Source organism: Paenibacillus cymbidii (assembly GCF_004764705.1).
Lineage (GTDB): Bacteria > Bacillota > Bacilli > Paenibacillales > NBRC-103111 > Paenibacillus_AN > Paenibacillus_AN cymbidii.
Genome location: NZ_SHLX01000009.1, coordinates 203,993 through 215,946, shown reverse-complemented (window position 1 = coordinate 215,946; position 11,954 = coordinate 203,993). Strand labels below are relative to the sequence as shown.

Sequence of the window (11,954 nt, the reverse complement as noted above, 5' to 3'; positions counted from 1 at the left end):
GCTGGAATATTCGGCTAACGCAGGAAAAGAGCCGGAAGCATCCGGCTCATGGGTGGTGGGATATTCGAACGGAAGGCGTTTCGCTAAACGGCGGTATGTTCCGTTTCTTCGGCGAGGGCGACTTCTTTTTTGCCTTTCTTCCTCTTGCCGCCCGCTGGGCCGGCTGGCACTTCTTCCTTGGCGGCAGCCGAGGCCAACGCGGCTGTCGTTTCCGCAGCAGCAATCGTACGGGCGCGGTCCCGCTCCAGGATCGGCTTCAGGTAGCGGCCGGTGTACGAAATTTCCTCCTTGACGACATCCTCCGGCACGCCGGCAGCAATAATCGTTCCGCCGCGGGTGCCGCCTTCGGGGCCGAGATCGATCAAATAATCGGCCGTCTTGATCACGTCGAGGTTGTGCTCGATGACGAGCACCGTTTCGCCGCTGTCCACGAGCCGGTGCAGTACGGTCAGCAAGCGGGCGATATCGTGAATGTGCAGCCCTGTCGTCGGCTCGTCGAGAATGTAGATCGACTTGCCGGTGCTGCGCCGGTACAACTCCGCGGCCAGCTTGACGCGCTGCGCTTCGCCGCCGGACAACGTCGTCGCCGGTTGGCCGAGGTTCATGTAGCCGAGACCAACGTCAAGCAGCGTTTGCAGCCTGCGATGAATGCGCGGCAAGTTTTTGAAAAACTCGGTGGCGTCTTCGATTGTCATCTCCAATATTTCGGCGATGTTCTTTCCCTTGAACTTCACTTCGAGCGTTTCGCGGTTGTAGCGTTTGCCCTTGCACACTTCGCACGGCACGTAGACGTCCGGCAGGAAGTGCATTTCGATTGTGATGATGCCGTCGCCGCGGCACGCCTCGCAGCGGCCTCCCTTGACGTTGAAGCTGAAGCGGCCTTTCTTGTAGCCGCGGATCTTCGCTTCCTGCGTATTGGCGAACACATCGCGAATATCGTCGAACAGGCCGGTATACGTGGCCGGGTTGGAACGCGGCGTGCGCCCGATCGGCGATTGGTCGATATCGATGACTTTCTCCACATGCTCCAGGCCGAGCACTTCCTTATGCTCGCCGGGGCGCACCTTGGCGCCGTTCAACTCGCGCGCCAGCGTCTTGTACAGGATCTCGTTGATGAGCGTGCTCTTGCCGGAGCCGGAAACGCCGGTAACGCAAGTGAACACGCCTAGCGGGATCCTGGCATTCGTATTGCGCAGGTTGTTTTCTTTGGCGCCTTTGATTTCCAGCCACTTGCCGTTCGTCGGCCGGCGCTTGTCCGGCACCGGGATGAACATCCGGCCGCTCAAATATTGGCCGGTCAGCGAGTTCTCGTCAGCCATGACCTGCTGCGGTGTGCCTTGCGCCACGACACGGCCGCCGTGAATGCCGGCGCCGGGGCCGATGTCAATGATGTAGTCGGACGCCAGCATCGTATCTTCGTCATGCTCGACGACGATCAGCGTGTTGCCGAGGTCGCGCATGTGCTCCAGGGTGCGAATGAGCCGGTCGTTGTCGCGCTGGTGCAAGCCGATGCTCGGCTCGTCGAGGATGTAAAGCACGCCCATCAGGCTCGAACCTACCTGCGTCGCCAGCCGGATGCGCTGCGCTTCGCCGCCGGACAGCGTTCCCGCCGCACGGCTCATCGTCAGGTAGTCAAGCCCGACATTGACGAGAAAACCGAGTCGCGCCTTGATTTCCTTCAGGATCAAGTGGGCGATCGTCATCTCGCGTTCGGTCAGCTGCAGCGAATCGAAAAACTGCTGCGCCTCCCCAATCGACAGGCTTGTGGCGAAAGCGATGTTCTTCTTGCCGACCGTAACGGCCAGCGTCTCCGGTTTCAGGCGCTGCCCCTTGCACTTGTGGCAAGGCTTGGCGCTCATGTACGCTTCGATATATTCACGGATGCCGTCCGACGCCGTTTCACGGTAGCGGCGCTCCAGGTTCTTAATAACGCCTTCGAACGGCACCTGCGCTTCCCTGCGGTGGCCGAAGTCGTTCTCGTACAGGAAACGGATCCGTTCCCCGCCGGTGCCGTACAGCAATACCTTCATCTGATCGGGAGTCAGCTCGGCTACCGGCTTGTCGACCGGGATGCCGTAGTGGCCGCACACCGCTGCCATAAACTGCGGGTAGTAGTTGGACGTGCTGCCCGCCCACGCTTCGAAAGCGCCTTGTTCGATGGACAGCTTCGGGTTCGGCACGAGCAGTTCCGGGTCGACGATCATCTTCACGCCGAGGCCGTCGCAATCGGGGCAAGCGCCAAACGGACTGTTGAACGAAAACATCCGCGGCGACAGCTCTTCGATGCTGAAGCCGCATTCCGGGCAGGCGAGGTTCTGGCTGAACAGCAGTTCCTCGTGCTCCATGACGTCGACGATTACGCGGCCTTCGGCCAGCTTGAGCGCCGTTTCGAGCGAGTCGGCGAGCCGCGTCTGCACGTCGTCCTTGACGACGATGCGGTCGACGATGACTTCGATCGAATGCTTCTTGTTCTTGTCCAGCTCCAGCTTGTCCGTCACTTCGTGCGCTTCGCCGTCCACGCGGATGCGGACGAAGCCTTGCTTCTGAATATCGGCGATCAGCTTCGTGTGTTCGCCCTTGCGGCCGGAGACGAGCGGCGCCAAAATTTGCAGCCGCGTCCGCTCCGGATATTCCATGATCCGGTCGACCATCTGCTCGACCGTCTGCGACGTAATTTCAATGCCGTGCTCCGGGCAATGCGGCTTGCCGACGCGGGCGAACAGCAGCCGCAAGTAGTCGTAAATTTCCGTGACGGTGCCGACCGTCGAACGGGGGTTGCGGCTCGTCGTCTTCTGGTCGATGGAAATCGCAGGCGACAACCCGTCGATCGAATCGACGTCCGGCTTCTCCATCTGGCCGAGAAACTGCCGCGCGTAAGCCGACAACGATTCGACGTAACGCCGCTGCCCTTCCGCATAAATCGTGTCGAACGCGAGCGACGACTTGCCGGAGCCGCTCAATCCCGTCAACACGACGAACTTGTCGCGCGGGATCGTGACGTCCACGCTCTTCAGATTGTGCGCGCGGGCGCCTTTGATGACAATATTATCGCTTGCCACTCCACTCATCCTTTCTCGAATGGGCAGTTCAAAAAGCCGACTTTTTGAACACGCATTTAAATGGGCCCCTTCATCCCGCCGACGAGGCCGCTCAATCTTGCGCTTTCAACTCCAGCAAGGCGTCGCGCAGTTCGGCGGCACGCTCGAACTGGAGATTCTTCGCCGCTTCCTTCATCTCCGCCGTCAGCCGTTCGATCACGCGCTCGCGGTCCTTCTTCGACATCTTCTCTTCCTTGATGCCGGTCAAATAATCCGCCTTCTGCTCCGCAACCTTGGTCGCTTCGATGACGTCGCGCACCTTCTTGCGGATCGTCTGCGGCGTGATGCCGTATTGCTCGTTGTGCGCCACCTGCAGCTTGCGGCGCCGCTCGGTTTCGCGAATCGCCTTGTCCATCGAATCGGTGATCTTGTCGCCGTACATGATGACCTTGCCTTCGGCATTGCGCGCCGCGCGGCCGATCGTCTGGATGAGCGAACGCTCCGCGCGCAGGAAGCCTTCCTTGTCCGCGTCGAGGATCGCCACCAGCGACACTTCCGGCAAGTCGAGCCCTTCCCGCAGCAAGTTGATGCCGACAAGCACGTGAAACACGCCAAGCCGCAAATCGCGCAGGATCGCGAGCCGCTCCAGCGTCTTGATATCCGAATGCAAATAGCGCACCTTGATGCCGACATCCTTCAGATAGTCGGTCAAATCCTCGGCCATCTTCTTCGTCAGCGTCGTAACGAGCACGCGTTCGTCCTTGGCGATGCGGTCGTGGATCTCGCCGATCAGATCGTCGATCTGCCCCTTCGTCGGCCGCACCTCGATCACCGGATCGACAAGCCCCGTCGGCCGGATGATCTGCTCGACCATCTCCGGGCAATGCTCCAGCTCGTAAGGCCCCGGCGTCGCCGAGACATACACGATCTGGCTGATTTTCTCCTCGAACTCCTCGAACCGCAGCGGCCGGTTGTCGAGTGCCGACGGCAGGCGGAAGCCATGCTCCACCAGCACTTCCTTGCGTGCCCGGTCGCCGTTGTACATCGCGCGGATCTGCGGCAGCGACACGTGCGACTCGTCGATGACGAACAGCATGTCCTCCGGAAAATAATCCAGCAGCGTATAAGGCGTAGCGCCCCGCTCGCGGAACGTCAGCGGTCCGGAGTAGTTCTCGATACCGGAGCAGAAACCCATCTCCAGCATCATCTCCAGGTCGTAGCGCGTCCGCTGCTCGAGCCGCTGCGCTTCCAGCAGCTTGCCGGCGCCGCGCAGCTCCGCCAGCCGCTCCTCCAGCTCGCGTTCGATATTGACGACGGCCCGCTTCATCGTGTCCTCGTGCGTGACGAAGTGAGACGCCGGAAAAATCGCGATATGATCGCGCTCGCCCAGGATTTCCCCGGTCAGCACGTCGATCTCCACGATTCGTTCGATCTCGTCGCCGAACAATTCGACCCGCACGGCATGCTCGCTGTGCGAAGCCGGGAATATTTCCACCACGTCGCCGCGCACGCGAAACGTGCCGCGCGTGAAGTTAATGTCGTTGCGCTGGTACTGGATGTCCACCAGCCGATGCAAAATTTCGTTGCGCGGCTTCTCCATGCCGACCCGCAGCGACAGCAGCAAGCTGCCGTATTCGCTTGGCGAGCCGAGGCCGTAAATGCACGAAACGCTGGCGACGATAATGACGTCGCGCCGCTCGAACAGCGCGCTCGTTGCCGAGTGGCGAAGCTTGTCGATTTCGTCGTTGATGCTGGAATCTTTCTCGATGAACGTGTCCGAGGAGGGAATATACGCTTCCGGCTGATAATAGTCGTAATAGCTGACGAAATATTCGACCGCGTTGTCCGGGAAAAACTCCTTGAACTCGCTGCACAGCTGCGCGGCCAGCGTCTTGTTGTGCGCAACGACGAGCGTAGGCCGGTTCAGCTGCGCGATCATGTTGGCGATCGTGTAGGTCTTGCCCGTCCCCGTCGCCCCAAGCAGCGTCTGATGCTTCTTGCCTTCCGCAATGCCTTCCACGAGCTGGCCGATCGCCCGCGGCTGGTCGCCCTGCGGCTTGTAATCCGACTTCAGTTCGAATTTGCGATTGCTTACGATCAACTCGCTCATGCCCCGCATCACCGCTGCCCTTCGCTAGATTCCTCTAAACTTTCTTTCGCCAATTTCCGATATAAAAATAGTAACTCCGACATTGGACGAAAATAGGAATATTTGTTCTCATTATTATACCTCTTTTACCCTTTCGTTGCAAACGATTGGGAACGAATTCCGACGCTTCGCATTCGTTTCCGGATCCGAACCCATACCCACACCAGATGATTTAGGAGGTCCCGTTGTGGATTTTACAACGATTCTAGGCATTGTTCTCGGCATCGGTTCTTTGCTTCTCGGTTATGCGCTCGACGGCGGCCATCTGTCCGCTCTGTACGTGTTCAGCGCCATCCTGATCGTTGTCGGCGGCACGATCGGCGCGGTCGTCGTCGCTTTTCCCTTTTCCAAGCTCAAGGAAGTGCCCAAGGCTCTCGGCATGGCGTTCAAGGAAACCAAAAACGACCCTTCCACCATTATAGAAGAAATCGTCGATATGGCGACCGTGGCCAGACGCGAAGGCGTGCTTGCGCTGGAGCAGCGGGCGCAGGAGCATCCGAACCCGTTTCTCAAGGACGGCCTGATGATGGTCGTCGACGGCACCGATCCCGAACTGACGCGGCAAATTTTGGAGCTGGAGATGGATGCGCTGGAGCACCACCATGAAGGCTACGCCAAAATTTTCGAATCCGCCGGCGGTTTTGCGCCGACGATGGGGATTATCGGTACGGTCATGGGGCTTATTCACGTACTCGGCAACTTGTCCAGCCCCGACTCGCTCGCTCCGGCGATTGCCGTCGCTTTTACGGCTACGCTGTACGGGGTTTCGACCGCTAATATTATTTATTTGCCTATCGCCAACAAGATCAAAATCCGCAGCCGCGAGCAAATTTCCCAGATGGAACTGATGCTCGAAGGCATTCTCGCCCTGCAGGCGGGCGAAAACCCGCAGCTGATCAAGAAGAAACTCAGCTCGTTCATTCATCAGAAGAACAAGAAAGCCGTGACGGAAGCGGGGGGAGACAATGGCGAGGAGAGGTAAGCGGAAGGCGGCCGCGGAAGACCACGGCGGCAACGAGCGCTGGCTGATTACGTACGCCGACTTGATTACGCTGTTGCTCGTGTTTTTCGTCATCATGTACGCCATGAGCAAGATCGACATCGCCAAGTTCGACGTCATCGCCCAGAGCCTTTCCTTCCAGTTCAAGAAGTCGGACACGCTGCTTCCGCACGGCAACGGCTTTCTCAAGCAATCCGGACCGGGAGCCGGTTCGGGCGGCGACGCCAGCAAGAAGAACGACAGTACGGAAGAAGAGCAGTTCCCCGCGGCGAAAACGAAGGAAGAAATCATCAAAGACGCCCAGCGTCAGGAGCAGGTGCTGCAGGAGCTGAAGGAGAAGCTGTCGAACTACGTCGAGGCGAACAACTTGCAGACGCAGATTCATGTAACCGACACGCCGCGCGGCATCGCCGTTACGCTGGAAGATTTGTTCCTGTTCGATCTCGGCAAGGCGGATCTGAAACAACCGTCCTTCCCGCTGCTCGACAAATTGGCGACTTTCCTGCCCACACTGAACTCGAAAGTCAGCATCGAAGGGCATACGGACAATTTGCCGTTAACGACCGGGGCGCTTTATAAAGACAATTGGGACTTGTCCTATTACAGGTCGAAATCCGTGCTGGATTATTTCGTTAAGCAGAAGCTGCCGGACAATATGTTCGTCATTCAGGCAAAAGCCGATACGGAACCTGTAGCGCCGAACGATACGCCGGAGCACCGGCAGCAAAACCGCCGCGTCGAAATCGTTGTGCTGCGCGACCAGGTCGATCCGAATGCGGCCGCCGCCACCGATACAGCAGTGAAGGCGGAATAAGCCGCCAAGCAAGGACATCACCGTCGATTCCTCCTTCCGAAGGGGAACGGCGGTTTTTTATTCCATTCGAATCGTGTGGGGGGAAAATATGAACGATAAACGCCATTATTTGCTCGCGATTATCTTGATTCTCTTTTTGAGCGGGTGCACTTTATTAGGCCAATCATCCAAGAAGGCGACCGAAGAGGAGCCCGCAAAACCGCCGGAAACCAGCGAACTTAGCGGTAAAGTAAAGGTAGCCTACCTTTTGAACGCGGATCAGTTTATGCGCGATTATGGCAAACTCCTTCAGACGAAGTATCCACAAGTAACGTTCGAAGTCATTCCGCTCCCGTCGCTTAGGCAAGCTGATTATGAAAGTACGCTAAAAAAATTAATCGAGGAGAACGAGGTCGATCTTGTCTATCCCCTCACGTCCTTTCAATACCTGGCGGCAAACAATGAGTTGTATGAGCTGAATCCGTTAATCAAACGCGACAATTTTGATTTGTCGCACCTCTATCCTCCGGTTATCGGGAAACTGCAACAATTGGGTGGCGACATCAAACTTTACGGCCTGGCCCCCACTTTTCTGATGAAAGGGCTGTATTACAACAAAGATTTGTTTGACAAGTATGCGGTTCCGTACCCGAAAGACAATATGACCTGGATGGATGTCCTGGCCCTTTCCAGAACGTTTAATGCCAAAGCCGCCGCCGATCATGTCGTCGGGCTGTCCATTGGCGATCCAAGTCTGTATCAGTTGGTGCGCAACATTGCGAATTCGGAAGGTTTGAGCGAATTTGACGCATCCGGCCGGTTTGCGATTTCGACAAAAGAATGGATGTCCCTCTGGGACTTCGTCGTCGAGCAAATTCGCTCCCGCAACATCGTGATGGAAGGGGAAAAGCAAATCGGGGCTACATTGGAGCAAACGGTTAATGCCTTTCGCCAGGGCTCGTCCGCGATGACGATCAGCAACAACGTAATGGTTCGCGAATTGTTTCAAGCCGGCGCGTCCTTCGATTGGGCGGTCGTAACCGAACCTGTCAATAAAAACTTCCCCGGCGAATCGGATTCCTTTGTTTTAACCGATGTATTCAGCATCTATGCCAAATCGAAACAAGTCGATCTCGCCTGGGAATTGCTCAAGTTTCTGCATAGCGATGACGGCACTGCGCTGCTGCAGCAACAAAACAACTACGTACTCACGTCCCATACTCCATATGTGAAAGAAGTACGCGGACGCGACGTCAACGCCTTTTACAAGCTGCAGCTCAAAAAAACGATTCCCGACCGGGTGCCGCCCAGCTTCTATGCGCAGCTCGACGCTCCGTCCACAGCCGAAATCGCCGATATGGTCAAAGGCAATAAATCGATCGCCGACGCCATCCAGGCATTGGAGAAGAAAGGCAATGAAATCTTGCAAGCTTTTGCCGCCAAATAGGATGCCGCCAAAGGCTATCGCATTGCAGCACATCTGCAAGCGATAGCCCTGTCTTGCGCTTTCGAACTCTATGCGGCGATCGTTCCGGAATCCTGCCGCAGCAAGAGCCAGCGCCACGATTGCCGGACGCCGTAGGCGGAGAACATGAACAGCAGCATCGCGATGATCGGATGCAGCGCGCCGAGCACCCACACGTCCGCCAGCAACTGAACGGTAATATGCTGCAGCGAGCAAAGCACGAACAGCACCAAGCCGAGCCAGCGCATCAACCCGCGAATGCGCCCCGGGAAGGCAAGAATGAACATGAGAATCGGGACATATTCAAAATAGTTGATGAAGCTGCGGTGCAAACTCCAATCGCCGACATGGACGAACAGCGCCATGCCCGCCAGAAACACCTGCACGACGATCGCCGCGGCGAACACCAACGCCAGCAGCGCAAATACGAATCGCACAACGGGAACCCTCATGACAACCCCTCCTTATTTGGCCGAGACCGCAGCTTTCCGTTTTCCCCACGGTTTATATACCGACAGCGCCATCATCGCCACCAGCGAAACGAGTTGGATCACAATGCCGGTCATCAGATACAGCCGATTCGTTTCAAAAGGTGTGCCGGTGACCAACCCGACGCCATCATGCATCATCGTCAAGCCGCGCAAGCTCCAGACGTACATGCCGTAAAGACCGGTGGCGATCGTCACGAGCGTCAGCAGCTCCTTGGCGATGATCCAGTAATAGCGGAACAGCCCCCAATGCGTCCATACCGACAGCAGCACGCCGGTGATGACCGTGCCGATCGTCGATGCGCGCATGGACGTGTCCGACAACAGGTGCATCGCGCGATAACACGCTTCCAGGATCGACATGTCGTGTGTCGACGCCGCCACGAGACTGAAGATGAAGAAGGCGACCGAACCGCCCAGCATAATCGCGGAAAAGATGATATGCAGCGTCAGCAGCAGCTTTCGGCCGCCCATCGAGATCGGTTTCATTCGCGCCCTCCTCCCGCCGTTCCGTAGTCCGTTCACGTTCATCCGTTTACCCGTTCATACGGTAGCCGACTCCCCAAATCGTTTCGATATAGCGCGGCTTGGCGGGATCGCGTTCGATTTTTTCCCGCAGCCGGCTGATGTGCACCGTTACGGTCGGCAGCTCGCCGAGCGAGTCGAGCCCCCAGACCCGCTCGAACAGCTCTTCTTTGCTGAACACGCGATTCGGGTGCAGCGCCAGAAACAGCAGCAGCTCGTACTCCTTGGCCGTCAGCGCCGCTTCCTTCTCGTTGATGTAGACGCGCCGGGCCAGCTTGTCGATGCGGATGCCTTGCACGCGCAGCTCGTCCTTGTCCTTGTCGGCGCCAGCCGTTTCTCCCGCCGCGTTTCCGCCGCCGGCGCTGGCGCGATGGACGAGCCGGTCGTAGCGGGCCATGTGCGCTTTCACCCGCGCGACGAGCTCGCCCAGGCTGAACGGCTTGACGATGTAATCGTCGGCGCCGAGGCCAAGGCCGCGAATTTTGTCCACGTCCTCCTTGCGCGCCGACACCATCAGCACCGGAATGTCGGAGACGGCACGCACTTGCCGGCATATTTCGAACCCGTCGGTGTGCGGCAGCATCAGATCGAGCACGATCAGATCGTAGCCGCCCGCCAGTGCAAGGCGCAGCCCTTCGTCGCCGGTCGCGGCGATATCCGCGGCGAAGCCATGGGCGGTCAAATAGTCCCGCTCCACCTCGGCAATGACCGATTCGTCCTCAATAATCAGAATGCGCTTCACACCGTCTCCTCCTCGGCCGCCGCTGTGGGCAGCGCCACATAAATCGTCGTTCCCGCTCCTTGCTCGCTCTCCGCCCATACGCGCCCGCCGTGCTCCGCGACGATCTGGCGCACGATCGCCAGCCCGAGACCGCTGCCTCCGGTTTGCGTATTGCGCGACTGCTCCGCGCGGTAGAACCGCTCAAAAATATGCGGCAGCGCCGCCTGCTCGATGCCCGGGCCGTTGTCGCGGATCGAAACGATCGCCTCGCCGCCTCGTTCCTCGAGCCGAACCGTGATCCGCCCGTCCGCCCGATGCATATACTTCAGGCTGTTGGCCGCGACGTTCGCCAGCGCGCGTTGCAGCTTCTCGCCGTCGGCGTTGACGAGCAGCGCTCCCTCCTCGCCGCCCGGCGCAGCGTTCTCGAACGCGACCGTTACGCCGCGGCGCGACGCGTCAAGCTCCAGTTCCTCCGTATAATCACGCAGGTACCGGACCAGATCGACCTTGGCGAACGTAAACGGCAACCGCCGCAGATCGAGCTTCGAGAACAGGAACAACTCGTCGATTTGCCGGTCCATCTCGTCCGCTTTCGAGGCGATCATCGCCAGATAGCGTTCCCGTTTTTCCTCGGTGTCGGCCACGCCGTCACGAATGCCTTCGACACAGCCTTTGATCGCCATGATCGGCGTCTTCAGGTCGTGGGAAACGTTCGCCAGCAGCTCCTTGCGGTTCGTTTCGTATTGGTCCCGCAGGCGGACCGATTCCTGTAACCTCCCGCGCATCTCCTCGAACGCATCGCCGAGCGCGCCGATTTCATCCTTGCGCCCGAGCCGCACGGCCTGGTCGAGGTTGCCTTCCTTGATCTGTCCGGCGGCGCGCTGCAGCGCCTGCAGCGGCCGGATGATGCTTCGCGAAACGGCGTACGTGAGCAGCCCGTTAGTCAGCGCCAGCACGGCCAGCAGCGTCAGCAGCATAAACGGGATGAAGCGGTGGAAGAAGCGGCTGGCGTCGTTCGTTTCGGCGAGCCGGTAGATCGCGCCGGCGGTTCGGTCGGCGAAAGAGACGTTCACGCTGTCCACCGCATACATGCGGCCGCCCAGCTCGATGGAAGTCGCGGAAGCGGAAGCCGCGCCGTCCTGCGGCTGCTGCGCCAGCATGTCCGCCACGCCGCCCTGAACCTGTTGCAACTCCGGCGACATATACAGCGCCTTTCCTTGCTTCGCGACAACAAGCAGCGCGTCGTTCTCCGCCAGCTGCCGGTCCGCTTCCCGCTGCCAATCGCCGCTGTCCAGCTTGGCGGGGTCGGCTTTCGCTTGCTCGGCCAATGCGGCGAAGCGCTCGTCGCCCGCCGCGGCGCTGCCGCCGCGCACGGCCCACGGCGGCCCGTCTTGCGACGACCAGGAGCCGCCAGTGTGCCGCCCGTCGGTGAAGCCTCCTCCGGAAAGCGAAATGAACAGCGCGATCGAGCAGCCGAACAACACCAGCGGAATCACAATCATCGCGATGTAGGACAGCACCAGCTTTTTGCGGATCGACATGGATGTTCCTCCTTGCCTATGTCATCAGGCTTGCGCCCTCTTTATCGTAGCAAGCGATTCTAACCCCCGCGTAAAGCAAATCTAACGAAAGTATAAAAAAAGCTTCGGGGGAAGTCTATATCGGGGGAGTTGGGTTGGTGGTGGTGATGAGTTGTTGTGAAAATTGGTTTGTTTTAGTGTGGTTATTTTCGCTGCGATGACCCGGTGCAAACGTGGCTTTGCGGCCGTCAGGAC

Annotated in this window: 9 protein-coding genes; 3 read left to right on the top strand and 6 right to left on the bottom strand. The window is 58.7% G+C overall.

What is annotated here, in order from left to right; all coding sequences use genetic code 11:
- Positions 1-83: 83 nt before the first annotated feature.
- Entirely contained in the window at positions 84-3,059 is a 2,976-nt protein-coding gene (gene uvrA / locus EXY20_RS14775; RefSeq protein WP_135552335.1) for an excinuclease ABC subunit UvrA, read from the bottom strand.
- Between the two features lie 91 nt (positions 3,060-3,150).
- A complete protein-coding gene (uvrB, locus tag EXY20_RS14770; RefSeq protein ID WP_135552332.1) occupies positions 3,151-5,148 on the bottom strand; it encodes an excinuclease ABC subunit UvrB in 1,998 nt (665 codons plus the stop codon).
- 226 nt (positions 5,149-5,374) lie between these two features.
- Between uvrB and EXY20_RS14765 the strand changes: the two genes are divergently transcribed.
- The 3 genes from EXY20_RS14765 to EXY20_RS14755 all read left to right on the top strand — a co-directional run bounded on the left by EXY20_RS14765 (position 5,375) and on the right by EXY20_RS14755 (position 8,427).
- Positions 5,375-6,169 carry a flagellar motor protein gene (locus EXY20_RS14765; protein ID WP_135552330.1) on the top strand — a complete coding sequence of 265 codons (795 nt, stop codon included), beginning with the start codon at positions 5,375-5,377 and terminating at the stop codon, positions 6,167-6,169.
- Positions 6,153-7,001 carry an OmpA/MotB family protein gene (locus EXY20_RS14760; protein WP_135552328.1) on the top strand — a complete coding sequence of 283 codons (849 nt, stop codon included), beginning with the start codon at positions 6,153-6,155 and terminating at the stop codon, positions 6,999-7,001. The genes EXY20_RS14765 and EXY20_RS14760 overlap by 17 nt, the downstream gene beginning before the upstream one ends.
- A 109-nt stretch (positions 7,002-7,110) precedes the next feature.
- Positions 7,111-8,427, top strand: a complete 1,317-nt coding sequence (locus tag EXY20_RS14755) for an ABC transporter substrate-binding protein (protein WP_167859235.1) — start codon at positions 7,111-7,113, stop codon at positions 8,425-8,427.
- 68 nt (positions 8,428-8,495) lie between these two features.
- Here EXY20_RS14755 and EXY20_RS14750 read toward each other — a convergent pair whose 3' ends face one another.
- The 4 genes from EXY20_RS14750 to EXY20_RS14735 are packed head-to-tail and all read right to left on the bottom strand — an operon-like array spanning position 8,496 to position 11,720.
- Entirely contained in the window at positions 8,496-8,897 is a 402-nt protein-coding gene (locus EXY20_RS14750; RefSeq protein ID WP_135552324.1) for a DUF6220 domain-containing protein, read from the bottom strand.
- A gap of 12 nt (positions 8,898-8,909) precedes the next feature.
- Positions 8,910-9,422 carry a hypothetical protein gene (locus EXY20_RS14745; protein WP_135552322.1) on the bottom strand — a complete coding sequence of 171 codons (513 nt, stop codon included), beginning with the start codon at positions 9,420-9,422 and terminating at the stop codon, positions 8,910-8,912.
- Between the two features lie 46 nt (positions 9,423-9,468).
- Positions 9,469-10,200, bottom strand: coding sequence for a response regulator transcription factor (locus tag EXY20_RS14740; RefSeq protein WP_135552320.1), 732 nt, complete (start codon positions 10,198-10,200; stop codon positions 9,469-9,471).
- Positions 10,197-11,720, bottom strand: a complete 1,524-nt coding sequence (locus tag EXY20_RS14735) for a sensor histidine kinase (protein WP_235885908.1) — start codon at positions 11,718-11,720, stop codon at positions 10,197-10,199. Before EXY20_RS14735 ends, EXY20_RS14740 begins: the two co-directional genes overlap by 4 nt.
- Positions 11,721-11,954 lie beyond the last annotated feature (234 nt).

Bases quoted from the DNA above. Each gene is read 5' to 3' on its own strand.
- uvrB (WP_135552332.1), bottom strand. From the start codon at position 5,148: ATGAGCGAGTTGATCGTAAGCAATCGCAAATTCGAACTGAAGTCGGAT.
- EXY20_RS14760 (WP_135552328.1), top strand. From the start codon at position 6,153: ATGGCGAGGAGAGGTAAGCGGAAGGCGGCCGCGGAAGACCACGGCGGC.
- EXY20_RS14750 (WP_135552324.1), bottom strand. From the start codon at position 8,897: ATGAGGGTTCCCGTTGTGCGATTCGTATTTGCGCTGCTGGCGTTGGTG.
- EXY20_RS14745 (WP_135552322.1), bottom strand. From the start codon at position 9,422: ATGAAACCGATCTCGATGGGCGGCCGAAAGCTGCTGCTGACGCTGCAT.
- EXY20_RS14735 (WP_235885908.1), bottom strand. From the start codon at position 11,720: ATGTCGATCCGCAAAAAGCTGGTGCTGTCCTACATCGCGATGATTGTG.